At 69.5% G+C, this 25,573-nt stretch carries 18 protein-coding genes and 1 tRNA gene; 6 read left to right on the top strand and 13 right to left on the bottom strand.

Annotation, left to right across the window (positions count from 1 at the left end; translation table 11 throughout):
- Window positions 1-126 precede the first annotated feature (126 nt).
- The 3 genes from clpB to nrdD form a co-directional block, all read right to left on the bottom strand.
- Window positions 127-2,757 (bottom strand): ATP-dependent chaperone ClpB, encoded by a 2,631-nt coding sequence (gene clpB / locus BLQ50_RS03020; protein ID WP_093181090.1) that lies wholly within the window; start codon window positions 2,755-2,757, stop codon window positions 127-129.
- A gap of 141 nt (window positions 2,758-2,898) precedes the next feature.
- Window positions 2,899-3,501, bottom strand: a complete 603-nt coding sequence (gene nrdG, locus BLQ50_RS03015) for an anaerobic ribonucleoside-triphosphate reductase activating protein (RefSeq protein WP_093181088.1) — start codon at window positions 3,499-3,501, stop codon at window positions 2,899-2,901.
- Window positions 3,494-5,779: an anaerobic ribonucleoside-triphosphate reductase gene (gene nrdD / locus BLQ50_RS03010; protein ID WP_245700849.1), complete on the bottom strand. Its 2,286-nt coding sequence runs from the start codon at window positions 5,777-5,779 to the stop codon at window positions 3,494-3,496. Before nrdD ends, nrdG begins: the two co-directional genes overlap by 8 nt.
- A gap of 381 nt (window positions 5,780-6,160) precedes the next feature.
- Here nrdD and BLQ50_RS18520 point away from each other — a divergent pair, with 381 nt between their 5' ends.
- The 3 genes from BLQ50_RS18520 to BLQ50_RS18515 all read left to right on the top strand — a co-directional run bounded on the left by BLQ50_RS18520 (window position 6,161) and on the right by BLQ50_RS18515 (window position 9,730).
- Window positions 6,161-7,261, top strand: a complete 1,101-nt coding sequence (locus BLQ50_RS18520; protein ID WP_175558991.1) for an LppM family (lipo)protein — start codon at window positions 6,161-6,163, stop codon at window positions 7,259-7,261.
- 193 nt (window positions 7,262-7,454) lie between these two features.
- Complete coding sequence (locus BLQ50_RS03000; RefSeq protein WP_093181087.1) at window positions 7,455-8,447, top strand: alpha/beta hydrolase; 993 nt, start codon at window positions 7,455-7,457, stop codon at window positions 8,445-8,447.
- 176 nt (window positions 8,448-8,623) lie between these two features.
- Window positions 8,624-9,730, top strand: coding sequence for an LppM family (lipo)protein (locus BLQ50_RS18515; RefSeq protein ID WP_175558990.1), 1,107 nt, complete (start codon window positions 8,624-8,626; stop codon window positions 9,728-9,730).
- A gap of 340 nt (window positions 9,731-10,070) precedes the next feature.
- Here BLQ50_RS18515 and mnhG read toward each other — a convergent pair whose 3' ends face one another.
- The 9 genes from mnhG to BLQ50_RS18935 form a co-directional block, all read right to left on the bottom strand.
- A complete protein-coding gene (gene mnhG / locus BLQ50_RS02990; RefSeq protein ID WP_093181085.1) occupies window positions 10,071-10,481 on the bottom strand; it encodes a monovalent cation/H(+) antiporter subunit G in 411 nt (136 codons plus the stop codon).
- On the bottom strand, window positions 10,478-10,915 hold the full coding sequence (locus BLQ50_RS02985) for an MrpF/PhaF family protein (RefSeq protein WP_093181084.1): 438 nt from the start codon (window positions 10,913-10,915) through the stop codon (window positions 10,478-10,480). The genes mnhG and BLQ50_RS02985 overlap by 4 nt, the downstream gene beginning before the upstream one ends.
- Window positions 10,912-11,550 carry a Na+/H+ antiporter subunit E gene (locus BLQ50_RS02980; protein WP_093181083.1) on the bottom strand — a complete coding sequence of 213 codons (639 nt, stop codon included), beginning with the start codon at window positions 11,548-11,550 and terminating at the stop codon, window positions 10,912-10,914. The genes BLQ50_RS02985 and BLQ50_RS02980 overlap by 4 nt, the downstream gene beginning before the upstream one ends.
- On the bottom strand, window positions 11,547-13,142 hold the full coding sequence (locus BLQ50_RS02975) for a Na+/H+ antiporter subunit D (protein WP_245700848.1): 1,596 nt from the start codon (window positions 13,140-13,142) through the stop codon (window positions 11,547-11,549). Before BLQ50_RS02975 ends, BLQ50_RS02980 begins: the two co-directional genes overlap by 4 nt.
- Window positions 13,139-13,600: a Na(+)/H(+) antiporter subunit C gene (locus tag BLQ50_RS02970; protein ID WP_093181661.1), complete on the bottom strand. Its 462-nt coding sequence runs from the start codon at window positions 13,598-13,600 to the stop codon at window positions 13,139-13,141. Before BLQ50_RS02970 ends, BLQ50_RS02975 begins: the two co-directional genes overlap by 4 nt.
- Before the next feature lie 5 nt (window positions 13,601-13,605).
- Complete coding sequence (locus BLQ50_RS02965) at window positions 13,606-16,785, bottom strand: Na+/H+ antiporter subunit A (protein ID WP_093181081.1); 3,180 nt, start codon at window positions 16,783-16,785, stop codon at window positions 13,606-13,608.
- 179 nt (window positions 16,786-16,964) lie between these two features.
- Window positions 16,965-18,044 carry a hypothetical protein gene (locus tag BLQ50_RS02960; protein ID WP_245700847.1) on the bottom strand — a complete coding sequence of 360 codons (1,080 nt, stop codon included), beginning with the start codon at window positions 18,042-18,044 and terminating at the stop codon, window positions 16,965-16,967.
- Window positions 18,045-18,048: 4 nt separating this feature from the next.
- Complete coding sequence (gene dcd / locus BLQ50_RS02955; RefSeq protein ID WP_093181079.1) at window positions 18,049-18,624, bottom strand: dCTP deaminase; 576 nt, start codon at window positions 18,622-18,624, stop codon at window positions 18,049-18,051.
- 81 nt (window positions 18,625-18,705) lie between these two features.
- Window positions 18,706-19,350, bottom strand: coding sequence for a TM2 domain-containing protein (locus tag BLQ50_RS18935; RefSeq protein WP_139185701.1), 645 nt, complete (start codon window positions 19,348-19,350; stop codon window positions 18,706-18,708).
- A 65-nt stretch (window positions 19,351-19,415) separates the two neighbouring features.
- Here BLQ50_RS18935 and BLQ50_RS02945 point away from each other — a divergent pair.
- A tRNA-Gly gene (locus BLQ50_RS02945) sits at window positions 19,416-19,489 on the top strand.
- Between the two features lie 202 nt (window positions 19,490-19,691).
- Here BLQ50_RS02945 and BLQ50_RS02940 read toward each other — a convergent pair.
- On the bottom strand, window positions 19,692-21,650 hold the full coding sequence (locus BLQ50_RS02940) for a TerD family protein (protein WP_217629081.1): 1,959 nt from the start codon (window positions 21,648-21,650) through the stop codon (window positions 19,692-19,694).
- A gap of 432 nt (window positions 21,651-22,082) precedes the next feature.
- Between BLQ50_RS02940 and BLQ50_RS02935 the strand changes: the two genes are divergently transcribed.
- Window positions 22,083-24,572: a glycoside hydrolase family 94 protein gene (locus BLQ50_RS02935; protein WP_093181076.1), complete on the top strand. Its 2,490-nt coding sequence runs from the start codon at window positions 22,083-22,085 to the stop codon at window positions 24,570-24,572.
- Window positions 24,569-25,558: an aldose epimerase family protein gene (locus BLQ50_RS02930; protein WP_093181075.1), complete on the top strand. Its 990-nt coding sequence runs from the start codon at window positions 24,569-24,571 to the stop codon at window positions 25,556-25,558. The genes BLQ50_RS02935 and BLQ50_RS02930 overlap by 4 nt, the downstream gene beginning before the upstream one ends.
- Window positions 25,559-25,573: the final 15 nt, after the last annotated feature.

The raw sequence follows: 25,573 nt of genomic DNA, 5'->3' as shown, positions 1-25,573 counted from the left end.
GAGAGCCCCCAGAACTGGTCACGGCGCGGTTCCCCCCCTCCGCGCCGTGACCACCGCACCGCCGGGCCTGCGCCCCGCGACAAAACAGGGCCCACCGCCGAGGCGGTGGGCCCTGCTGTCATGGGGTCAGGCGCGAACCTCGAGCGTGAGCCCCTGGGCCGGGACCGCGCCGTCGGCCTCGTCGAGCGGACGGTCGACCACGACGTGGTCGCCGTCGGCGATCTCCCCCGCGAGGATCTTGCGGGCGAGCCGGTCGCCGATCTCGCGCTGGACCAGGCGGCGCAGCGGACGCGCGCCGTACGCCGGGTCGAAGCCTTCGATCGCCAGCCACTCCCGGGCCGCGTCCGTGACCTCCAGGACCAGCCGGCGGTCGGCCAGCCGCTGACCGAGCTCGGTCACCTGGATGTCGACGATGTAGCCGAGCTCGTCGAGGTCGAGCGGGTCGAAGAGAACCACGTCGTCGAGCCGGTTGAGGAACTCCGGCTTGAACGCCTCCCGCACGGCCTGCATGACCGCGGCGCGCTTGGCCCCCGCGTCGAGCAGCGGGTCGACGAGGAACTGCGACCCGAGGTTCGACGTCAGCACGAGGATGACGTTGCGGAAGTCGACTGTACGACCCTGGCCGTCGGTGAGGCGGCCGTCGTCGAGCACCTGGAGCAGGATGTCGAAGACCTCCGGGTGGGCCTTCTCGACCTCGTCGAAGAGCACAACCGAATACGGCCGACGACGCACGGCCTCGGTGAGCTGGCCGCCCTCTTCGTAGCCGACGTAGCCCGGGGGCGCGCCGACGAGGCGGGCCACCGAGTGCTTCTCGGCGTACTCGGACATGTCGATGCGCACCATGGCGCGCTCGTCGTCGAACAGGAAGTCCGCGAGCGCCTTGGCGAGCTCGGTCTTGCCAACCCCGGTCGGGCCGAGGAAGAGGAACGAGCCGGTGGGCCGGTTGGGGTCGGAGACCCCGGCCCGGGCGCGCCGGACGGCGTCGGCCACGGTCGCCACGGCGGCCTTCTGCCCGATCAGCCGCTCACCGATGACCTTCTCCATGGACAGCAGCTTCTCGCTCTCGCCCTGGAGCATCCGGCCGGCCGGGATCCCCGTCCAGGCCGAGACGACCTCGGCGATCTCGTCCGCGTCGACCTTGTCCCCCACGAGCGGTGCGGGTCGGTCGCCAGCGTCGGCGGCGTTCTCGGAGCTCTCCGCGCGCTCGGCATCTGCCAGCTCGCGCTCCAGGGCCGGGATCTCCCCGTAGCGGATGCGCGACGCCGTCTCCAGGTCCGCGTCCCGCTCGGCGCGGGCGGCGCGTGCGTCGAGGTCGGCGAGCTGCTCGCGCAACTCACCGACCCGGTTGAAGCCGCCCTTCTCGGCGGCCCAGCGGGCGTTGAGCGCGGCGAGCTCCTCCTTGCGGTCGGCAAGGTTGGCCCGCAGCACACCGAGGCGCGCGCGCGTGGCCTCGTCGTCGGACTTCTCCAGGGCGAGCTCCTCCATCTCCAGGCGCGTGACCGCGCGCTGGAGCTCGTCGATCTCGGTCGGTGAGGAGTCCATCTCCATCCGGAGCCGGGAGGCGGCCTCGTCGATCAGGTCGATGGCCTTGTCGGGCAGCTTGCGGCCGGTGATGTAGCGGTCGGAGAGGGAGGCGGCCGCGACGAGCGCGGCGTCGGAGATGGTCACCCGGTGGTGCGCCTCATAGCGGGACTTCAGCCCGCGCAGGATCGCGACGGTGTCCTCGACCGACGGTTCGCCCACAAATACTTGCTGGAAGCGGCGCTCGAGCGCGGGGTCCTTCTCGATGTACTCGCGGTACTCGTCGAGGGTGGTCGCCCCGACCAGGCGCAGCTCGCCGCGCGCGAGCATGGGCTTGAGCATGTTGCCCGCGTCCATCGCGCCCTCGCCGCCGGCGCCGGCACCCACGACCGTGTGCAGCTCGTCGATGAAGGTGACGACCTCGCCCTCGGACCCCTTGATCTCCTCCAGGACCGCCTTGAAGCGCTCCTCGAACTCGCCGCGGTACTTCGCGCCGGCGACCATGGCCGCCAGGTCGAGGGAGATCAGCCGCTTGCCCTTGAGCGAGTCGGGCACGTCGCCGGCGACGATCCGCTGGGCGAGGCCCTCCACGACGGCAGTCTTGCCGACGCCGGGGTCACCGATGAGCACGGGGTTGTTCTTCGTCCGGCGGCTGAGCACCTGGACCACCCGGCGGATCTCGGCGTCGCGCCCGATGACCGGGTCGAGCTTGCCCTCGCGAGCCGCCTCCGTGAGGTCGACGCCGTACTTGCCCAGCGCCTCGTAGGTGCCCTCCGGGTTGGCGCTGGTCACGCGCTTGCCCCCACGCACGACGGGGACCGCTACGGCGAGCACGTCGCGGGTCGCGCCAGCGTTCTTGAGGATGTCGGCGGCCGGGGACGGCGCGGCAGCCAGGCCGAGCAGCAGGTGCTCGGTCGAGATGAAGTCGTCCTCGAGGTCCGACTGCTCCTTGCGGGCGCGCTGCAGGACTGCGGACATCGCGGGCGACAGGGTGGGTTTCACGACGGCGGAGCCGGAGACCGCGGGCAGCGCCACGAGGGCGCGGCGGGTCGCGGCGCCGATCGCCTGGGCGTCGACGCCGGCCTCCTTGAGCAGGCCGGGCGTGGTGCCGGACTGCTGGGCGAGCAGGGTGTCGAGCAGGTGGACGGGCTCCACCTGGGGGTTGCCAGCGGCGGTCGCGCCCTGGACGGCCCCGGCGAGCGCTTCCTGGGCGAGGGTGGTGAGGTTCAGATCCATGGGTCCTCCGTGTGACGTTCGAGCCGATGTCTACTGTCGCCAACATGCTCAAACTTGAGCGTATTCCACTCAACTCTGTCTCGCCACCGTACTTTCTACGCAACCCGGGGCGCTGCACCCTCCCCTGGACCTCGCCCGGTTCTAGATCAGCGCGCGCCTCTCGATCTGCTCGTAGGACTGCTCGCTGTCGCGGCTCTTCGCCCATACGACCGCCTCACCGGCGTTCAAGGACCGTTTGACGTCCAGCACCCGCTGGTTGCGGCTGCCCCGGAACTGCAGGCCCGGGTCCCGCAAGGTCAGCTCGAAGCGGCCGTCGACGAGGATGTCGACCTCGTCGAGCAGCGCGAGCTTGTCCGGGCTTTCGAGCAGGAGCTCCTCGAAGGTGTACCCGGTCCACGACCACACGTCCTTGCTGTCGCCGAGCTCGGCGCGGACCCGGGCGACCAGGGACAAGCAGACCTCGGTGTTGAGGAACGGCTCACCACCGAGCAGCGTGAGCCCCTGGACGTAGTCCTTGGACAGGTCCGCCACGATCCGGTCTTCGAGCTCACGGGTGTAGGGCTGGCCGTAGCGAAAGCTCCAGACTGCCTCGTTGAAGCAGCCCACACAGGCGAAGGGGCAGCCGCTCACGTAGAGGCTGCACCGCACTCCCTCGCCGTCGACGAAGACGTCGGGCTTGTAGTCGGCGACGCGATGCTGGCTGAGCTTCTCCGAGAGCCACTGTCCCGGACGCGGGTCAGGCACGCCCGGCCTGCCCGACGCCGGCGCTCCCGGCCGCGCTGCCGGCGTCGGGCACAGCATTGCTGCCTGCGGGACTGCCCACGGCACCGGGCATGTGCTTGACCCGGGAGGCAATCTCACTGTGGCGTCCGTGCACCATCGGGCGCGCCTGGGGATTGCCCAGGTACCCACAGGTCCGCTTGACGACGTCGCAGGTCGCGGGGTTGGCGTTGCCGCACTCGGGGCACTCGAAGCCGCGGGCGGTGGCGTCGAAGTCGCCCGTGTACCCGCATTCGTAGCACCGGTCGATCGGGGTGTTGGTGCCCAGGTAGCCGACCCGGTCGTATGCGTAGTCCCACACCGCACCGAGGGCGGCCGGGTTCTGCTGGAGGATCGGGTACTCGCAGTAGTGGATGAATCCGCCCGAGGAGTACTGGGGGTAGTCCATCTCGAAGTCGAGCTTCTCGAAGGGCGTGGGGTTCTTGCGCACGTCGTAGTGGAAGGAGTTCGTGTAGTAGTCCTTGTCGGTGATGTCGGCGACCGACCCGAACTTCGCTTTGTCCAGCCGGCAGAAGCGATCCGTGAGGGACTCGCTCGGCGTCGCGTAGACCGAGAACTGGTAGCTGTGCTCACGGGTCCAGGCCGCCGCGCTGCGCTGGAGCTCGCGGAGGATCTCGAGCGTGAACTCCTTGGCCTCGGGGTCACCCTCCCAGGCTCCGCCGTAGAAGGCGGCCGCCGCCTCATAGAGACCGATGTAGCCGAGCGAGACCGTGGCGCGCCCGTCCTTGAAGAGGGTGGTCACGGGGTCGGTGAGGGCCAGACGTTGCCCGAAGGCACCGAAGATATAGAGGATCGGCGCGTTCGCCGCGGTCGCCTCCGCGCAGCGCTCGATCCGGTAGAGCAGCGCGTCACGCGTCGTGCTCAGCCGTTCGTCGAGGATGGTCCAGAACTTCTCCTTGCTTCCCGCCGCCTCGAGCGCGATCCGTGGCAGGTTGAGGGTCACCACACCAAGGTTCATCCGACCCTCGGAGACGTCGTTGCCGTCGGCGTCCTGCCATCCCTGCAGGAAGGAGCGGCAGCCCATCGGGACCTTGAAGCTGCCCGTGAGCTCGACGAGCTTGTCGTAGTTGAGGACGTCGGGGTACATCCGCTTGGTCGCGCACTCGAGCGCGAGCTCCTTGATGTCGTAGTTCGGGTCGGTCGGGTCGAGGTTGAGCCCCCGCCGCAGCGTGAAGATGAGCTTGGGGAAGATCGCCGTCCGCTTCTCGCTGCCGAGACCGCCGATGCGGATGGCGAGGATCGCCTTCTGGACCTCACGCTCGAACCAGTCGGTGCCCAGGCCGAAGCCCAGCGACGTGAACGGCGTCTGGCCGTTGGAGGTGAAGAGGGTGTTGATCTCGTACTCGAGGCTCTGCATCGCGTCGTATATGTCTTTGCGGGTCTTCTCCTCGGCGTACTCGCGGTGCGCGGACTCCTCAGAGATCCACCGCCGGGCGTCGACGAGGTGCTTGTCGAAGTTCTTGCGCGCGTAGGGCGCCAGAAGCTCGTCGATGCGGTTGGCCGAGCACCCGCCGTACTGGCTCGAGGCGACGTTGGCAATGATCTGGGCGATCTGTGCGGTCGCGGTCTGGATCGAGCGCGGGGGTTCGACCTCGGCGTTGCCGATCCGGAAGCCCTGGCTGAGCATCGTCTGGAAGTCGATCAGGCAGCAGTTCGTCATCGGCGCATAGGGGTGATAGTCCAGATCGTGATAGTGGATGTCGCCCTTCTGGTGCGCGTTCGCCACGTGGGAGGGGAGCATCTTCAGGCCGATGGCCTTGCCCACGGCGCCGGCCGTGAGGTCCCGCTGGGTGTTGAAGACGTCGCTGTCTTTGTTGGCGTTCTCGTTGACGACCGCCTGGTCCTTGCCGATGAGCTTGAGGATGGAGTGGTCGATATCGGTGGCCTTGCTCCGGGCGAAGTCCCGCTGGGTCCGGTAGCTGATGTAGGCCTCGGCGACGTCGTACTCCTTGCTGTCCAGCAGCACGTGCTCGACGACGTTCTGGATCTCGTAGATCTTTACGTCGACCGTGAAGCGTTCGCCGATCTCTTTGCTGATCCGCGCCACGAGTCCGGCCAGGGCTCGGTGCGTGAGCGGGTCGAGGTCGCCGTGCACGTCGACGAATGCCTTGGCCAGCGCCGCGTAGATCCTCGAGTCGTCGAACTCGAGCCGACGGCCGTCACGCTTGGCGACCATCATCCCGGCGAGCGCTGCGCCTGGGGTCGGCGTGGTGGAAGACGTGGTGGAAGACGTGTTCTTCACAAGTGCATGGCTCCTTGAGGACGATGGTGTGCCGAAGACGATGGTGTGCCAGATCGTCGCCACGGACGCCCGACTGGCATATGTAGTGCTTATATCGGGACTGCAACACTACATATGGTGGCTCGGACGGAGATAGGTCTTAGGTCCCGCGGGTCCTGGCCGTCGCCTGGCCGTCGCCTGGCCGTCGCCTCGCCCGACGGCCAACCTGAGATCCGAGCAGTCGATCTGCGGCGCACAGGCGGCTTCAGTGACGCGCGGGAACGGGTGGGGAGAACTCCCCTTCCCCCCTTAGCGGCAGGACTTTAGTGGATCGACTGTGAAACAGTGCTGGCGGAAGATCTACACCACCGGGCTCACGCCCGGCACACTGAGGAGACACGAATGCGTAGGAAACCACTGGCCTGGATTGCGGGGGCAGCCCTGTTCGTGATGGCGCTCGCCGGCTGCGGCAAGGTCACCACGGACATCGCCGTGTACGACGACGGCACCTACGACATGAACCTCGTCATGGCGGCATCGGAGACCGACCTGGCGACGGCCGGTCAGACCGCCGACTCGTTCATCGCCCTCATGACCGATCAGTTCGCGGAGCAGCCCGGCATCGAAGACTTCATGGTCACCGACTACCGGGAGGACGGCTTCGCCGGGGTCGAGATCACCGGCTACGACATCCCCGGGGACGACGTCGGGATGTTCGGACGCGGGGTCGTCAGCACGGACTCCGACGGCCTGCACTTCGACCTTCAGTACCCCATCACGCTGGTGACCTCGAGCTTCACGCCTGAGCAGACCGATGCCATCGTGCTCACCACGACGGTGACCTTCCCCGACCCGGTGACCGACTACAACGGGACGCTGGTCAACGACTACACCGTGGAGTGGACGGGCAACGGCTCCTCCGACCTCGACTACACCGCCTCCTCTGGCCTCTCGGGCGGATCAACGCTGCCCACCGACGAGGCAACGGACGAGGCGACGGACGGAGCCAGCGACAAGGCGACGGACAAGGCAACCGACAAGCCGACGCCGAAGGCCTCCACCAAGGCCGCGAAGGACGACGGCGGCGCTGGCTGGATCCTGTGGGTCGGCCTCGGGGTCGGCGCGCTCGTGATCATCGGTGTGGTCGTCTGGCTCATCCTGCGCAACCGCAACAACGGCGGGCCGGGCGCCCCCGGCGCCTACGGCGCATCCCAGCCCTGGGGATACCCAGGGCAGCCGGGCCAGCCCGGACAGCCGGGCCAGCAGGCACCGGGCGCGCCGCAGCAGGGGCAGCAGCCGTGGGGCCAGCCGGGTCAGCCCGGTCAGCAGGCACCGCAGCAGGGGCAGCAGCCGTGGGGCCAGCCGGACCAGACACAGCAGTGGGGTCAGCCCCAGCAGCCAGGCCAGGCACCCCAGCCGGGTCAGCAGTGGGGGCAGCCGCAGGCCCCCCAGCCCGGTCAGCCCCAGCCGCCTGAGCCTCCTCAGTGGGGCCAGCCCCAGTAGTCCCAGCCAAAGCGCGGCCCATAGGGGCCTGTGACCGCAAGCCGAGTGGCCCGTCGCATGCGACGGGCCACTTGTCGTAACCCTGCTGGGCGGCCCCGAGCCCCAACCAGGTGGCACGGTGTCGGCCGGACCCGGCACACTGGATTCGCACGCTTCCCGCGTGCTTGCAGCTACGCCGTCTGGAGCCACCCCCATGGATGCTCACCACCCGTCTGCACCCGAGATCGCCTGGGAGCCTGACATCCTCGGCAACGACTGGGTGGCCCGCATCCTCCACCTGGCACCCGATGAGGAGGGCGAGGTGGTCGCGACCCTCGTGCGACGCTCCGGCCGCCCGTCCACCCGGAAGGCCGTCCTCTATGTCCACGGCTTCGTGGACTACTTCTTCCAGACCCACATGGCTGACGCCTTCGAGGCGCACGGCTACGACTTCTATGCGATCGATCTGCGCAAGTACGGTCGGTCCCTGCGACCTCACCACACCCCGAACTACGTCACCCGGTTGTCCGCCTACGCAGAAGAGCTCGACAAGGCCGCCCGGATCATCCGCGCCGAGGAGCATCACGACGAGCTCATCGTCGTCGGGCACTCCACGGGTGGGCTGGTCGCGAGCCTGTGGGCCGACGCCCGGACCCAGCCCGGCGCCGACCCGGTGATCGATGCCCTCGTGCTCAACAGCCCCTGGTTCGACCTCAACGAGCCCTGGTTCACGCGCACCGTCGTCACACCGATCATCGACATCCTCGGCCCGTTGGCGCCGCGTGTGCAGGTCGGCTCGCTCGCCCCTCACTACGGCCGGGCGCTGCACTCGGCGACCGGCGGGGAGTGGGACTACGACCTCGCCCTCAAGCCGCACGAGGGTTTCCCGGTCCGGGCCGGCTGGTTCCGGGCCATCCGCCGCGGCCACGCCCGGATCGCCCACGGCCTCTCGATCCGCTGCCCCGTCCTCGTGCTCACCTCCGACGCCTCCGGCGACGCGAAGAACTGGCACGACGCCATCACCACGACGGACAGCGTGCTCGACGTCGCCCAGATCCAGGCCCGCGCACCGGGCTTGGGCAACGACGTGACCGTCGCAGTGATCCCTGGTGGCGCCCACGACCTCACGCTCTCACCCGAGCCTGCCCGGTCGGCCTTCTTTGCCGAGGTCTTCGGCTGGCTCGCGGAGCACGTCGCGACCGACTGACAGACAGAGACTGCCCGCGGGCTGCGGGTCAGCCAGGTGGGGAGAAGTACCCTCACCCGCTCTGGTGCGAGACTTCCCTGGTCCCACCGTGCGAGGGTTCGGTAGAAGGACCTGCCGGAGAGGCCAGCGGGCCCCGGGGACGAAAGGCTTACACAGTGGGACGAACGCGCGGAACGATGAAAAGAGCCACAGCGATCGCGGCGGGTGCGGTGCTGGCCCTCACGCTGAGCGGCTGCATGCGGATGCACACGGCGTTCGTCATCAACGAGGACGACACGATCGACGGCTCGATGATCATGGCGATCTCGGACGAGGCCGCCGAGGCGGCCGGGATGACCGCCGACGAGCTGTGGGGCCAGGCGGCGGACTCCCTCGCCACGGACATGCCATCCGAGGTCACGACCCTCCCCTACAAGCAGGACGGCTACACCGGTCAAGAGTTCGTCTTCGACAACACTCCGCTGAGCGAGACCTCCGGATCCGGGATGACGATCACGCGCGAAGGCGACGAGTTCGTCGTCTCTGGCGAGCTGGACCTCACCGAGGACGAGCTCGACAGCTCGGGCATGGGCGGGGCCGACATCGCGGACTCGATGGACATCCAGTTCAGCGTCACCTTCCCCGGTGAGGTCCTCGAGTCCAACGGCGAGGTCAGCGGCAACACCGTGACGTGGGTCGCGACCTACGGCGAGCTCCTCACCCTCGACGCCCGCGGCGAGGCGAGCGGGTCCGGCGGGTCCGCTCCCAGCGACGACGCGACGACAGATGCAGCGGACGACGCGACGGACAGCGCCACAGATGCGGCCACCGACAAGGCCGACGCTGACACGGCCGACGACTCCGACGGCGTGAACTGGATCCTGTGGAGCGGCATCGGCGTCGGCGCCCTCGTGATCATCGGACTGGTCGTCTGGCTCGCGCTCCGGGGCCGCAACAACGGCGGTCAGGGTGGCCCCGGAGCTCCCGGTGCGCCACAGGCGTGGGACTCCTACCAGCAGGGTCCGGGCCAGCCCGGCGCGCAGCAGCCGTGGGGCCAGCAGTACGGCCAGCCCGGTCAGCCCGGTCAGCCCGGTCAGCCCGGTCAGCAGTATGGCCAGGCACCCAGCCAGTACGGACAACAGCCTGGTCAGCAGTATGGGCAGCAGCCCGGCCAAGCGGGCCAGCCCGGTCAGCAGCCAGGTCAGGCGGGCCAGCCCGGTCAGGCCGCTCAGCCCGGACAGGCCTGGGGACCGCCCGCGCAGTCCGGCGACCAGCAGCCCCCACAATGGGGCCAGCAGCCGTGACGCTCTGACCCAGAGAACACCCCGTAGACACGTGTGGCCCGTCGCTCAGGCGACGGGCCACACGTGCGCGCATCGCGGGTCACCGGCCGAAACATGTGGATCGGATCGGGATCCTGCGCCGGGCAAAGTCGGGAGCGCCCTGGTCCGCCCCCGCCCGGTCCGACTCCCGACCGGTCCGACTCCCGCCCGGTCCGTCCCCCGGCCGAGCTCGTGAATCAGTCGCCGAACTCGTGAGCCACAGGCCGAGCTGGCGGGGAAACCGGCCTAGTTCACGAGCTCGGCGAACCGTTTACGAGTTCGGCGGACGGGGCGGGAGCGGACGGGGCGGAGGGGCTGGGCATCAGTCTTTGCGGGGGGCGGGGTTGTCGAGGCCGTGGTCGGCCTCGGGGCGCGGGGTGGGGACCGCGGACTGGAAGTGGTCGGCGGTGAGCTCGTCGACGACGAGCAAGTCGCTGCGAACCTTGCCCGTGCGGTAACCGGCCCTGCCGACCATGTGCGCGGCCACCGGAGCAGTGAGCAGCTGGAAGATCGCGATGAGCACGAGCATGCCGACGACCTGCATGTTGCGCACCCGCAGCGCCTCACCCGTGAGCAGCAAGATGAGCCCCAGCACCTGCGGCTTGGTGCCGGCGTGCATGCGGGCCAGTAGGTCCGGGAACCGGAGCACGCCGACGCCGGCCGCGAAGGCGAGGAACGCACCGGACACGAGGCAGATCCCCGCGGCCACATCAGCAACCGTCGTCCAGCTCATCGCTCCCCTGCCTTCTCCTGCGGGTCCTGGTCCACGCCGGTGCGCGGACCGCTGGGGTACTTGGGTTCATGGAAGTCCCGCGCCGCAGGGGCCACTATGGACGTGTCGACCTCCCTGCCCTCCCGGATGGCCTCCTCGAGGGCGATCTCCTCGGCGCTGCGCACCCGGCCCTCGCCCTTGGGCTCTGCCGAGGCGAAGCGAGCGATCGTGACCGATCCGACGAAGCCGACCAGGGACAGCACCACGAGGAGGGGCAACGTGTCCGTCCGCCCCGTCATCGCAGACTCCAGGACCACCCCACCCACCAGGGCCGTGACGAACACGTCGAGCGCGACCGTGCGGTCGAGCATGCTCGGCCCACGTTCGGCACGGATGAGGGCCAGGACGGCCGCACCCATCAGCAGGGCAGCGCAGACGATCGCGACGAAGATCATGACGGCTCCTTCGTCGTGCGGTCGTGTACGTCGAGTGCGCCATGGGCCTCGAGCGCCCGCTGAGCGTCGAGGGCAGCCTGTCCGCGTCGCGTCCGTGCCACCCCGGCCAGCGCGAGCTCCTCGTCCGAGGCCAGTGCACGCAGCACCCGCGCCTCCAGGGCGTGGACGTCGTCACGGACCTTGTCGACGCCGCCGTAGCTCTCCAGGTCGAGGACGTGGAGGTAGAGCATCCCGGTGAGCCGGTGCGCCTCGATCACCAGAGACCCCGGGACCAACGTGCTGAGCTCGGCCACGAGTGTCAGGTACAGGTCGGAGGAGCTGCGTAGGCGGACACCCACGACCGCGCCGCGCGGGGTGTGGCCGAAGTTGAACGCCTGCATGCTCACCTGGATCGAGGCGACCACCAGGTCGGCCGCGAAACGCACGAACAGCGCCAGGACGCCGAGCGGGCGGACCCGGCCGTGGAAGGCGATGGGCGGCAGCGGCATCACGACGGTGACAATCACCGCGATGATGATGCCGGCCACGATGTTGCCCCAGCTCATGTCGCCCCAGAGCAGCACCCACACGACGGCGAGCCACAGGATCGTGGGCCACTGCGCGGCGAGCTTGGCCCGTCGGCGGTGGAACGTCATGAGTCGCCTCCCTGGGTCGCGTCGTCGGTGGACGTGGGATCGTCGGCGGGCGAGGTGCCGTCCGTGGTCAGCGTCGAGTCGCCCTGCCCCCGGCCGGTCGAGTCGAGCACCGCGTCGATGTAGTTCGAAGGTTCCATCATCGTCCCGGCCGCCCGGTCGGCATAGGCGTAGAGCGGGCCGGAGACCGCGGTGAGCAGCAGGCCCAGGCCGACCAGGGCCGCCGTCGGGCCGACCATCGTCCCGGGCAGGAGTGCCTCGGGGAGCGCCTCGGGCGGCGTCTGCCAGAACGCCTTGTTCCAGGCCTTGACGATCGCATACAGGGTGAGCAACGAGGTGACGACGCTGCCGATGACCAGGGTGTAGGCGAGCGGCGTGCCCTGGGCGACCCCCGCCTCGAGCAGGCCGACCTTGCCGAGGAAGCCGGACAGCGGTGGGATGCCGGCGAGGTTCATCGCCGGGATGAAGAACAAGATCGCCAGCCCGGGCGCGAGCTTGGCCAGCCCGCCCAGGCGTTCGAGCGACGTCGTGCCGCCTCTGCGCTCGATGAGCCCGACGACGAGGAACAACGTCGTCTGGACGGTGATGTGGTGGGCGACGTAGAAGATCGAGGCGCCCAGCCCGGCCTTGGAGGCCAGGGCGATGCCGAAGATCATGTAGCCGATGTGGCTGACCAGGGTGAAGGAGAGCAGACGTTTGATGTCGTTCTGCGCGACCGCACCCAGGATCCCGATCACCATCGTGGCCAGCGCGAGCCACATGAGCAGGGTGTCCAGCCGCCCGTCGGTGAACAGCAACGTCTGCGTCCGCATGATCGCGTACACGCCGACCTTGGTCAGCAGGCCCGCGAACACGGCCGTGACGGGGGCTGGCGCGGTCGGGTAGGAGTCCGGCAGCCACGCCGAGAGCGGGAAGATGGCGGCCTTGATCCCGAAGGCCAGCAGCAGGAGCAGCTGGAGCACCAGCCTCACGCCCGGGTCGATCTCGGGCAGGCGTTGGGCGAGCTGGGCCAGGTTCACGGTGCCGGTGGCCGCGTAGATCATCGCGATCGCCACGAGGAAGATCAGTGACGACAGCAGCGCGACCACGACGTAGATGGACCCGGCACGGATCCGCTCCCCCGTCCCGCCCAGGGTGAGCAGCACGTAGCTCGCCGCGAGCAGGATCTCGAAGCCGACGTAGAGGTTGAAGAGGTCACCGGCGAGGAAGGCGTTCGAGACACCGGCCGCCAGCACGAGGTACGTCGGGTGGTAGATCGAGACCGGCGCGGCCTCGTCGCCGTCGGTCACGCCCTGGCCGAGGGAGTACAGGAGCACGCAGAGCAGGACCGTGCTGGACACGGTGAGCATGAGCGAGGAGAGTCGATCGGCGACCAGGTCGATGCCCACCGGGGCCGCCCAGCCACCGATGTCGACGATGACCGGGCCTGAGTCCGCCAGGACCAGCAGGCCGACGCCGGCCACCACCATGAGGGACAGCGCGACGACGGAGATGATCCGCTGGGCGCGCGGGTGCCGGTACAGGGCAAGGGTCAGCCCCGCGGCGAACAGGGGCATGACGACGGGCAGCGGCACGAGCCAGGTGAACTCACTCACGCGACACCGTTCCCGGTCTCGTCACGAGCCTCGGCTGCCTGTTCGTCAATGGTCTCTGAGTCCTCGATCGAGTCGGTGTCGTTGTACGTCGGGGCGTTCTTTGCCGCGAGGCGCACGATGCGGCGGTCTTCGAGGTCGTCCTGGACCTCGTCGTGGCCGTGCAGCTGCCACGAGCGGTAGGCCATGGCGAGGATGAAGGCGGTCAGGGCGAGCGTGATGACGATCGCGGTGAGCACCATCGCCTGCGGCAGCGGATCGCTCATGTCCTCCACGGGCGTCTGCCCGATGATCGGCGGGCCACCGGCCCGTCCACCGGCGACGAGGAAGAGCAGGTTCGCCCCGTTGCCGATGAGGATGAACCCGATCAGCACCCGCGTCAGGCTGCGCTCGAGGAGCAGATACACGCCGGTGATGAACAGGGCGCCGATGGCGACCACGAGGACGATGTTGGGGCTCATGTCGATCACGGTTGGCTCCCTTCGCCGGCGCCGGGTGTCGTGGGAGCGGCCGGCGTCGTGCTGGTCGGCATGGCCGTGGCAGGCGCCGTCGTGCCGCCGCCCTTCGTGACCGCGGCGAAGAGCGAGCTCTCCGGGAGCGCAATGTCGATCTGCCGGTCGATCTCGGCGCCGAGCGAACGCAGGATGTCCAGGATCAGCCCGATGACCACGAGGAACACCCCGAGGTCGAAGAACAGCGAGGTGACCAGCTTGACCTGGCCGAAGGCCGGCAGGTCGAACTGCACGATGACGCTCTGCAGCACCTCACCCCCGAGGATCAGCGCACCGAGCCCGACCCCGGCGGAGAGGAAGAGTCCCGTCCCGAGCAGGACACCCGGCTGCACCGGGAGCGCCTCGCCGAGCTCGTACCGCCCGCCCGCGAGGTAGCGGACGATCAGCGCGATGCCGACGACGATCCCGGCCGCGAAGCCGCCTCCGGGTGCGTTGTGCCCGGAGAAGAGCAGGAACACAGCGAAGATGATCATCGAGTGGAAGAGCAGCCGGGTGACCACCTCGAAGATCACCGAGCGGCGCAGCGGCGCGAGGGTCTTGCCGGCGGGCAGCCACACCCGCTGGCGCTGGGGTGCGGCCTGCTTCTCGGCCGAGGCTGCCGCGACCGCGGCGGCTGATATCTCCGCTGCGGTGGACAGTCCGGCCGTGGCCGCACGGGCGGTGAAACGCTCTTTGTAGAAGGCGGGGACCCCGGCCGGGGCGTCGGCCTCGGTCTGGGCGGCCCACACGCGGTACGTCTTCGACGTGTCGTCGATGACGTTCTGCGCACGGAAGATCTCCCCGCCGCGGCGGCTGAGGAAGACGAGGGAGGCGACGCCGGTCGCCGCGACGAGCAGGACCGAGATCTCCCCCATCGTGTCCCAGGCGCGGATGTCGACAAGCGTGACGTTGACGATGTTCTTGCCGCCGCCGAACTTGTAGGCCTCCTCCGGGAAGTTCGCCGAGACTGCCTCGTGCATCCGCGCGCCCGGGATGATCAGCGCAAGCCCCATGACCACGATGCCGACCGCGACCGCGATGCCGAGCCGGACCCACCGGCTCATCGCCAGGGGGCGGTCGGAGAAGTACGGCGGGAGGCGACGCAGCACGAGGACCATGACCACAAGGGTCACGGTCTCCACGAGCACCTGGGTCAGCGCGAGGTCCGGGGCGCCGTGCAGGAGGAAGAGGAAGGCGACCGAGTATCCGGCGAAGCCCATGATCAGGACGGCCTTGAGCCGCCGTCGGGAGCGCGCGGCGAGGATCGAGGCCACGACGATGATGATGACCGGGGCCACCTGCGCGGCGTTGTCCCAGAGCCGGACCTTCTCCGGTAGGGACGTCTGGGCGAGAAGGACCCCGCCGGGCCCGATCACCAGGACGATGAGGATCGCGCCGAGGTAGAAGGGAAGGGAGCCACGCTGGGTTACGGCGGTGACGTCGGCCGCAAAGTCGTCGAGCAGGCGCATGGACCGGCGGTAGACGCGGTCCGCCTCGACCGGGTGCGGCAGCGAGGCCTGGAAGCGCTCGACCGTGCGGCGTTGCCAGAACAGCACCCCGCCCAGGCCGAGGATCGCGACGGTCAGCAGCAGCGCCGGTCCGACGCCGCCCCACAGTGTCAGGTGACCCGGCTCGCCCACGCCGTAGCTCGCGGCGTGCGGAGCGAGCAGCTTCTCCCCCAGGCTCGGGGCGGCGGCCGTGACCAGGCCGAGCACGGCGAGGGTCAGGGCGGGACCGATGAGCAGCGGGGACTGCCTCTTGATGTGCGCCGGGTCGATCATCGTCGTCTCGACCACGTGCCCCTCCGCGGTGTACGGCGCGATCGGGATGGCTGGCGGGAGCTTCTTGGTGGCAAAGGCACCCCAGACGAACCGGAGCCCATAGGCGACCGTGAGCAGAGAACCGACCGCGACCGCCGCGACGACCAGGGTGCCCAACCAGGACGGGCCGACCGGGACGCCGTCGTGCACGAGCGCCTCGAGGGCTGCCTCCTTGGCGACGTATCCGGCAAGCGGGGGAAAGCCGATCATGGACGCGGTCGCGAGCACGCCCGCGACCGCGGTCAGCGGCATGGCCCGGCCCACCCCGGTGAGGCGGCGCAGGTCACGCGTGCCGGTCGCGGCGTCGACGATGCCGACCGTGAGGAAGAGCGCCGCCTTGAACATCGCGTGCGCGCCGATCATCGCAAGCCCGGCGAGGGCCGCGGCCTGCGAACCGAGGCCAACCAGGAGCACGATCAGGCCGAGCTGGGACACGGTCCCGTAGGCGAGGATGAGTTTGAGGTCGTTCTGGCGAAGCGCGCGGTATCCCCCGAGCAGCAGCGTCCCGCATCCGGCCGCGACGACGATCGTGACCCACACGGACAGGTGGGAGTAGGCGGGGGCGAAGCGGGCGACGAGGTACACGCCGGCCTTGACCATCGCGGCGGCGTGCAGGTACGCGCTGACCGGGGTCGGGGCGGCCATCGCCGCGGGCAGCCAGAAGTGGGTCGGGATGAGCGCGGCCTTCGACGCCGCGCCCACGAGCAGGCAGACGACCGCGGCGGTGACGGCGGTGCCCTCCGGTGGGTTCGCGAGCAGGCCGGAGAGGCTGTAGCCGGTTGTGGAGGTCTGGCCGAGGATGACGACTCCGACGAGCATCGCCAGGCCGCCCGCCGTGGTGACGATGATCGCCTGCATGGCCGCCCGGCGGCTCGCCTTGCGCTCGTGATAGTGGCCGATGAGCAGGTAGGAGAAGACAGTCGTCAGCTCCCAGAACATGAACATCAAGAGCATGTCGTCCGCGGTGACCAGGCCGACCATCGCGCCGGCGAAGGCGGTGAGCACGCCGCCGAACTTGCGCAGCCCGGATGCGGACGCCGCGAAGTAGGCCGAGCAGTAGACGAGGACGAGCGCGCCGACGCCGCCGACCAGCAGCAGCATGAGCCACGTCAGGGTATCCATGCGGAAGGAGAGGCTGAGCCCGATCGTGGGGATCCACTCGACCACCTGGGTCGGGTGCTCACCGTTCATCACGCGGCCGGTCCAGCTGAGCGCATAGATCGCTGCGGAGGCCGGCGCGATGGCCATGACCAGGAACGCGCGGCGGCCCATCCAGGAGACCAGTGCGGGCGCGGCTAGTGCCAAGACAGCGTGGGCAACGAGCAAAAGAAGCACGTCCGCTCCGTCCTGTTTGGGGGCGGTGGTCGGTCAGTTCTGGCCAGGGCGGCACCTATGGGTGCACACGCAGGGCTGACGAGCGTGTGAAGTTGTGTGATCAGCAGTTTATCAACAGCCAAGGGCCGGTCACGACATGGAATTCATGATCCCCCCGGGACGGGCGGGCCGCAGCGGGGCTAGACGTCCTCGGGGTCGACCAGGAAGTCGTCCTGGTCGGCGACCTCGCCGCCGACCGCGGCGAAGATCGCCCGGGCCAGCTGGGCCACGACCCCGGTCGCACGGGTCCGGGCGAGGCGGTGGTCGAAGGACGGGATCTCCCGCTGCCAGTCGACGAGATCGACGGGGGTCCAGCGCACCTCGTAGGTCACTGCGCCGTGTTCCGCCCAGTCCAGCCCGCGCAGCACGACGGGGGGCTTCTCGATCCCGCCGACCTCGACCGAGACGATGCCGTCCTTGCCGAGGTCCACCTGGACCCCGTAGCTGCTCAGGGTCTGCGGGGTGCTCAGCGCCTCGATGTCGAAGGCGTCGGCGCGCGCGTGGAGCGCATACAGCTGGTCGGGGGTCAGATCCGAGTTCTCGATCGCTGGGACGAGCCCTGTCGAGGGGGGCGGTCCGCCCCACGGTTCCCCGGAGCTGGCCAACCGGGCACCGGCGTGGGCGTCCTGGCACACGCGCTCGGCCGCGGCCGGGTCCAGCCACACGTCGGAGTAGACGGTCAGATCGACCGAGACCGCCGGGTCCGGGGACATCATGGACCGCACGCCAGGTGTCACCTCGAAGAACAGCGACCCGCCGAGCCGGCGTCCGACCGCGACCAGCCACGAGGCGACCCTCCACTCCCCACGGACGGGCAGCGCGTCGGCGAAGACACGGCCGAGGCCGTCTTGGTCTCCGCCCGGGTGGGGCGCCGCGCCGCGCTCGCGCGGGCACACGACGTCATACACCATCTCGACGTCGGGGGTGAAGCCGAGCGAGGAGCCGTGCTCGTCGAGTGGGGCGTAGGGGCCGGAGAGGAGGATGTGGCGTGAGATCCGCAGCATCCCGGGGAGCAGACGCCCGCCGGTGGCCGTCCGTTCTTCGACCGGGGGGACCTCCCATGCGGCGGCCGCGAACCGGGCGAGCGCGAGCGTCTCCACCTCGGACGGCTCGACGTCGTCGCTCACCCCCAGCAGGTGGCGGGCGTAGAGGTCGGCGATCGGCAGCGCGGACACGCTCGGCAGCGGGGTCAGCTCGAGGGCGTCGGGGACGGTGGGCATGCGCTCAGATATCGGTGCGATGGAAGTTCTGCCACGAGCGCGACGCCGTCGGGCCGCGCTGGCCCTGGTACCGCGAGCCGTACCGCTCGGAGCCGTAGGGGTGCTCGGCCGGGGAGGACAGCCGGAAGAAGCACAGCTGTCCGATCTTCATCCCGGGCCACAGCAGGATCGGCAGCGTCGCCACGTTGCTCAGCTCGAGGGTCACGTGCCCGGAGAAACCGGGGTCGATGAACCCGGCCGTGGAGTGGGTGAGCAGGCCGAGGCGACCCAGGGACGACTTCCCCTCCAGACGCGCGGCAACGTCGTCGGGCAGGGTGATGGCCTCGAAGGTCGAGCCGAGCACAAACTCCCCCGGGTGCAGGATGAACGGGTCGCCCGGCTCGGCCTCGACGCTGCGGGTGAGGTCGGGCTGCTCGGCGGCCGGGTCGATGAAGGGGTACTTGTGGTTGTCGAACAGCCGGAAGAACTTGTCCAGCCGGACGTCGATGCTCGACGGCTGGATCATCTCCGGCTCGTAAGGCTCGAGACGAACACGGCCGAGGTTGAGTTCTTCGCGGATGTCGCGGTCGGAGAGCAGCACCTGCCCACGGTAGCCGATCGTGGGCGGTGCGGGGTGGGCGGGTCGTCCCGGGTGGCGGTGCGGGGTGGCGGCGACACGCGGTCAGTCGCGGAGGGGGCGGCCGGTCGCATCGCGGGAGTAGTTGCCGGTCTTGTCCGTGAGGTAGAGGATCCCCTCGACCAGGCCCCAGATCGACGTGACGATCGACAAGATCCCGAGGGACAGCACGGTCATGAGCAGCATCGCCACGCCGACGCCGGTGTACCCGAGGTAGAAGCGGTGGATGCCGAACGCCCCGAGGAAGATCCCGAGCAGGCCCGCGGCCAGGCGAGACTTCGCGTACGGGTCGACGGGGGCCCACGGTGAGCCGGGAGGCGGGTAGCCACCGGGGGCGGGGTAACCGTTCTGGGCGGGGTAGCCACCAGGCGGCGGGTACGCGCCCTGCGCGGGGTAGCCGTTCTGAGCGGGGTAGCCGTTCTGAGCGGGGTAGCCGCCGGATGGCGGGTAGGCGTTGGGGTCCGCGTATCCCTGGCCACCCGCGTTCTGGCCCTGGAAGCCCGCGTGCTGGCCCTGGCCGCCGCCGGGGTAACCGTTCTGGCTCGACGGTGAGTCGTCAGTCTGGCCGTACTGCGGAGCACCATAGGGAGAGCTGCCGGACGGCTGCCCGTCGAAGGCCTTGCGCAACCACTCGGGCTGTTCGGGATCGGAGCCCTGTGGGGTCTCTCCGTAGCCTGGCGTCGTACTCACTTCGCACGCTCCCGTCCTATGGGTATGATCATCTACGCACACAGGTTACGCAGTACCTGTGACATGCGGATGTAGTTCAATGGTAGAACTCGACCTTCCCAAGGTCGTAGCGCGGGTTCGATTCCCGTCATCCGCTCCAGATTGCCAGGCCAGGCCCGAGAAGTTCACTCGGACCTGGCCTTTTGCGTTCCCGCATCCAAGGCGCCGAACTCGTGAGCCGCTCGCCGAACTCGTGAGCCTGGCCCGTTTCCCGGGTGGGAACCCCCGTGGCTCACGAGTTCGGCGGCTGGTTCACGAGTTCGGCGAGGCGGCGAGGCGGCGAGGCTGGGAGCTCTTTGGGCTCAGTCCTCGTCGATGTCCACGCCGTGCCGGACGGCCAACGAGGCGAGACCCGAGGCGTAGCCCTGCCCGACCGCGCGGAAGCGCCACCTGTCACCTCGCTGGTAGAGCGTGGCGATGATCAGGCTCTGCTCCTCGGTCGCGGCGTCCAGGGTGGCTCGGGCGAGCGTGGCGCCGTCGTCGTCGCGCAGTGTCAGCTCGATCGGCCCGATGTCGCCGAATGCCTTCCCGTCGGCGACGGTCGCCGCGACGATGACGCGTCGGGTGGCCGCCGGCAGTGCCTCCGGGCGGATGGTCACGAGCACTTCGCCGGGCAGGTCCAGCTCGAGGGCAACCGCGCCCGAGCGGTGGGTCGGTGCATTGAAGAAGACGAAGTCGTCGTCTCCGCCGACCTCCTCGCCGTCGTCAGTCACGAAGGCGACGACGTCGACCTCAGCGACGTCGTCGGGGTAGGTCGCGGCGCCGTCAGCCCAGCACACGCCCAGCGACCAGCTGTCACCGGACGGGAGATCCACCACGCCGCCTCGCGGCAGGACCACGGGTTCAGGAACGGCCGCTGCGATGCCGGCCCGCGCCGTGCCCAAGGCGCCTTCGGCAGGCCACGACTCGGCCTCACCGAGACCCGTCGCACCGGCCGCCTGAGCGGGACTCGGCACAGGCAGCAGCGTCTCAGGTACGAGGAACTGCAGTCCGACGGCACGTCCACGGTGCCACCGGGGATCGGCGTCGGCCCCGTCCAGAGCGACGATGTCAGTCACCGACGAGGTGAAGTTCGCTGCGGCCTGACCGCCCGCGAGCCCAACTCGGGTCCGGAGCGCGGCGGCATCCGTGTGCGGTCCGCCCAGGACGAGCACCCGATGGCCGGTCAACGGACCACGCCGCACTGGCGCGGCCGAGGGTGGTGCGACGTGCGGCGACGCGACCCGGGACGGCGCAACTAGAGATGGCACCCCCTCCTGGGGTGAGGGCACCTGCGAAACCGTGTCGGCCGGCGTCGGGCACCGGGAGATGGTCGCGCGCGACGACGCAGCCGACTTGTCCGTCCCGGGAGCGACCTGGGCAAGGAGCCGCAGGAACTCCTCCTCCGAGACGACCGGGGTCCCGTGGCTGCGCGCGGCCTCGAGCTTGCGCGTTCGGTATCCGGGGTCGGGGCAGACGACGACCGACGTCCGGGAGCTCGCCGAGCTCATGACGTCCAGACCGGCCGCCGCGGCCCGGGCGGTCAGGGTCTCGCGCGGGATCCGGGTCTCGCCGGTGAACACGACCTTCATCCCCTGGACGAGCGGGGTGGACGGCGTCCAGCGGCCCGCGTAGACCCACCGGCACGGCGGCCTCGCGGGCGCGGCCGGATACACGACCGGTGGCGGTCCGTCGCAGGGTGTCAGCGGAAGCGCGAGGCCAAGTCGGTCGGCGGCGACCAGGGAGTGGCGGAGCACCTCGACGAGGACCCGGGTGTCATCGACGGCGTCGTGTGCGGCGAGCTGGGGCACACCCCAGTAGGCGGCGACCGACTCGAGCTTGAGGTTCGGCAGGGGAAGGTCCAGTCGGCGGGTCAGCGCCATGGTGCAGAGGCGGGAGTCGACCGTCAACGGGGCGTTGCCCCGATTCGCCTCGGCCGCCAGGAAGTTCCAGTCGAACTGGGCGTTGTGGGCGACGAGGATCCTGCCGTCGACCAGGTCCGCGACCTCCGCGGCGACGTCGGCGTACTGCGGCGATCCGGCCAGGCGCTCGCGCGTGAGGCCATGGATGTGGACGGGTCCAGGGTTGCAGCCCGGGTCGAGCAGTGTCGACCATGTCCGCTCGGACGAACCATCCGGTGCGATCTGCGAGATCGCCACCTGCAGCACGCGGTGGGAGGCGGGCGAGAGGCCGGACGTCTCGACGTCGACGACCGCGTAGCCCTGCCGGTACCGCGACGACATCGACGCGGGGATCATCCCCTGGGACGTACCGACGATCATGTGTTCCCCCGAACGTCTCGAGCCCGCGCGGGCACTCCGCCCGCTCACATCGCCCGGTCCAACCAGATCCGCCCGAATCGTAGCGCCCCGCGCGGGGGCCGAGGTCGTCACTTTGGGTCGAGGACTTCGGTCTGAACCGCAGTACTGGAGCCAAAGTGACGACCTCGGCGAGGAAACGCGGCGGCAGAGCGACGGCGGGCGGGCCCTATCGACCCACAAGGTCGTCCATTGTGCACGGGTCGTCTGTCTGGATAGACGACCTCGTGCCGCGGATCCACGGGAAACCGGGCCGCAGGCGCCCGCTCGCGCGAACATGGGACCTAACGCTTCGCATTGTGGGCACGGAACGTTATGATCGTGACACACCATCGTGGAAGCGCTCCCACTCGGACGAGAGACCGCCTCCCCCATCACCTGCTGAGAGGCACTCCCATGCGTTACGGACACTTCGACGACGAGGCCCGCGAGTACGTCATCACCACCCCCCACACCCCGTACCCGTGGATCAACTACCTCGGTTCCGAAGAGTTCTTCTCGCTGATCTCCCACCAGGCCGGCGGCTACTCGTTCTACCGTGACGCCAAGATGCGCCGCCTCACGCGCTACCGCTACAACAACATCCCGGGCGACGCCGGCGGCCGCTACTTCTACATCAACGACGGCGGCGACGTCTGGACCCCGTCCTGGATGCCCATCAAGGCGGAGCTCGACCACTTCGAGACCCGCCACGGCATGGGATACACGCAGATCACCGGCGAGCGCGGCGGCCTGTCCGTCAAGACACTCTTCTTCGTCCCGCTCGGGGAGACCGCGGAGATCCAGAAGGTCACGCTGACCAACACGTCCGACGCCGCGAAGTCCGTCAAGCTCTTCAGCTTCGCCGAGTTCTGCCTGTGGAACGCCCAGGACGACCAGACGAACTACCAGCGCAACCTCAACATCGGCGAGGTCGAGGTCGAGGAGTCCGGCCCCCACGGCACCGCGATCTACCACAAGACCGAGTACCGCGAGCGTCGCAACCACTACGCCGTCTACGGCGTCAACGCGACCGCGGCGGGCTTCGACACCGACCGCGACAGCTTTGTCGGCGCGTACAACTCCCTCGGCGAGGCGGCCGTGCCCTTCGCCGGCGAGTCCACCAACTCCGTCGCCTCGGGCTGGTACCCGATCGCCTCGCACAACCTCGAGGTCACCCTCGAGCCCGGCGAGTCGAAGACCTTCGTCTTTGTGCTCGGCTACGTCGAGAACCCCGAGGACGAGAAGTGGGCCCCGGCCGACGAGGCCGCCGGCATCGCGGCCCTGCAGGTCATCAACAAGGACCGCGCGCACGCCCTCCTCGGCCGCTTCGCCACGACCGAGCAGACCGACGCCGCCTTCGAGGCGCTGCGCGTCCACTGGACCACCCTGCTCTCCGGCTTCGCGGTGACCTCCGGCGACGAGAAGCTCGACCGCATGGTCAACGTGTGGAACCAGTACCAGTGCATGGTCACGTTCAACATGTCCCGCTCCGCCTCGTTCTTCGAGACCGGGATCGGGCGCGGCATGGGCTTCCGCGACTCCAACCAGGACCTCCTGGGCTTTGTGCACCTCATCCCCGAGCGCGCCCGCGAGCGCATCATCGACATCGCCTCGACGCAGTTCCCCGACGGCTCGGCCTACCACCAGTACCAGCCGCTCACCAAGCGCGGGAACAACGACGTCGGCTCGGGCTTCAACGACGACCCGCTGTGGCTGATCCTCGGCGTCGCGGGCTACATCAAGGAAACCGGTGACTTCTCGATCCTCGACGAGCAGGTGCCCTTCGACAACGACGAGTCCCTCGCCGAGTCGCTGTTCGAGCACCTGACCCGGTCCTTCGACTTCACGGTCAACAACCGCGGCCCGCACGGCCTGCCGCTCATCGGGCGCGCCGACTGGAACGACTGCCTCAACCTCAACTGCTTCTCCTCCACGCCTGGCGAGTCCTTCCAGACCACCGAGAACCAGGCCGGCGGCGTCGCGGAGTCCGTCTTCATCGCGGCGATGTTCGCCTTCATCGGCCCCGAGTACGTTGCCCTCGCCGAGCGCCGCGGCCTGTCCGACGTCGCGGCGAAGGCCCGTGAGGCCATCGCCGACATGCACAAGGCCGTCCTCGAGCACGGCTGGGACGGCGAGTGGTTCCTGCGCGCCTACGACTTCTACGGCAACAAGATCGGCACCGACGAGACCGCCGAGGGCAAGATCTGGATCGAGCCGCAGGGCTTCGCGGTCATGGCCGGCATCGGCATCGAGAAGCCGGCCGACGGCGGCCCGTCCATCGCCGAGCGCGCGCTCGACTCCGTGGGCGAGATGCTGGGCACCGAGCACGGCCTCGTGCTCCAGTACCCCGCGTACACGAGCTACAAGATCGAGATGGGCGAGGTCACCACCTACCCGCCGGGCTACAAGGAGAACGGTGGCATCTTCTGCCACAACAACCCCTGGGTCATCATCGGGGAGACCGTGCTGGGTCGCGGCGCGCGTGCCTTCGACTACTACAAGCGCATCACGCCGGCGTACCGGGAGGACATCTCCGACGTGCACCGCCTCGAGCCGTACGTCTACGCCCAGATGATCGCGGGCAAGGAGGCCGTGCGCCACGGCGAGGCCAAGAACTCCTGGCTCACCGGCACGGCCGCATGGAACTTCGTCGCGGTCTCCCAGTACCTGCTGGGCGTGCGTCCCGACTACGACGGTCTCGTCATCGACCCCCAGATCGGCCCGGACGTCCCCGCGTACACGGTCACCCGCACCGCCCGCGGGGCGACCTACGAGATCTCCGTCGTGAACTCGGGCACCCCGGGGGCACGCGGTGTGCTGACCGTCGACGGCGTCGCCGTCGAGGGCAACCACGTCCCGTACGCGCCCGCCGGGGCGACCGTGAAGGTCTCCGTCGTCCTGTGAGCACGCTCGCCCTTGCCACCCGCTCCGAGGAGGCCGTCTCGTCGGCCTTCTCGGCGGCCGGTGGCGACCCCCGCGTGGTCGACCTCGAGTCGGCCACGTGGCGGGTCGGGATCCTGCCCTGCTCGGCTGGGGCGATCGCCTACGCGAAGGTCCTGGTCGACGGCGTGTGGCGGGACCTGCTGCGTCCCACCAAGGCGACCAAGCTGGACAGCCCGGGGTCGTGCGCGAGCTTCCCGCTGATCCCCTGGTCCAACCGGATCGCCGATGCCAAGCTGACCTTCGGGGGGCAGACGTGGCAGCTGCCGCGCACCTCCCCCGACGGCACGGCGATGCACGGCTCCGTGCTGCCCTTCGGCTTCACGGTGCTCGACCGGACCGGCTCCTCGGTGCGCCTCGGGCTGGACTCGCGCAGCGTCGTCGGGATGGGCTTCCCGTGGGCGTTCACAACCGAGCTCACGTACACGGTCACCGATGAGGGCCTCACGGTCACCACGACGGTGACCAACGTCGACGCTGATGCCTTCCCCGCCGGGTTCGGGCACCACCCGTACTTCGTCCGGAGCATCACGCCCGACTGCGGCGAGCCGCAGCTCGAGATTCCCGTGACCTGCGGATACGCGCTCGAGTCGGCCATGGCAGTCGACGAGGCCGGCCCGCTGCCGGCCCGCGCCGACTACTCGACCCTGCGCCCGCTCGGCGGGAAGTTCGTGGACGACTGCCTCACCGGACGGGTTCCCGGCCCGGTCCGCATCGTCTACCCGGGCGCGCGCGCCGACGGCTCGGATGTCGAGGTCCGCATCACGGCCGACGACGTGTACTCCCACTGGGTGGTCTACGTCCCAGTGGCGCGCACGTACTTCGCGGTCGAACCCGCCACGAACGCCAACGGCGGCTTCGCCCTGGCCGAGCGCGGCGTGGCCGGTAGCGGTGTTTTTGTGCTCGAACCGGGCGAGTCCAAGACGGGGACGTTCACCGTCTCCCTATGACGGTTCGGCACTGCT

It is taken from the genome of Sanguibacter gelidistatuariae (assembly GCF_900096585.1).
GTDB lineage: Bacteria > Actinomycetota > Actinomycetes > Actinomycetales > Cellulomonadaceae > Sanguibacter > Sanguibacter gelidistatuariae.
Note: the sequence above shows the minus strand (reverse complement) of the source record. Positions and strands in the feature narration are given on the sequence as shown.

Coding starts and splice junctions, on each gene's coding strand:
- BLQ50_RS18515 (WP_175558990.1), top strand. CDS start 8,624: ATGAAAAGAGCCACAGCGATCGCGGCGGGTGCGGTGCTGGCCCTCACG.
- BLQ50_RS18520 (WP_175558991.1), top strand. CDS start 6,161: ATGCGTAGGAAACCACTGGCCTGGATTGCGGGGGCAGCCCTGTTCGTG.
- mnhG (WP_093181085.1), bottom strand. CDS start 10,481: ATGAGCTGGACGACGGTTGCTGATGTGGCCGCGGGGATCTGCCTCGTG.
- BLQ50_RS02960 (WP_245700847.1), bottom strand. CDS start 18,044: ATGCCCACCGTCCCCGACGCCCTCGAGCTGACCCCGCTGCCGAGCGTG.
- BLQ50_RS02935 (WP_093181076.1), top strand. CDS start 22,083: ATGCGTTACGGACACTTCGACGACGAGGCCCGCGAGTACGTCATCACC.
- BLQ50_RS02970 (WP_093181661.1), bottom strand. CDS start 13,600: ATGAGCCCCAACATCGTCCTCGTGGTCGCCATCGGCGCCCTGTTCATC.
- BLQ50_RS02980 (WP_093181083.1), bottom strand. CDS start 11,550: ATGACGTTCCACCGCCGACGGGCCAAGCTCGCCGCGCAGTGGCCCACG.
- BLQ50_RS02985 (WP_093181084.1), bottom strand. CDS start 10,915: ATGATCTTCGTCGCGATCGTCTGCGCTGCCCTGCTGATGGGTGCGGCC.
- clpB (WP_093181090.1), bottom strand. CDS start 2,757: ATGGATCTGAACCTCACCACCCTCGCCCAGGAAGCGCTCGCCGGGGCC.
- BLQ50_RS03000 (WP_093181087.1), top strand. CDS start 7,455: ATGGATGCTCACCACCCGTCTGCACCCGAGATCGCCTGGGAGCCTGAC.
- BLQ50_RS02940 (WP_217629081.1), bottom strand. CDS start 21,650: ATGATCGTCGGTACGTCCCAGGGGATGATCCCCGCGTCGATGTCGTCG.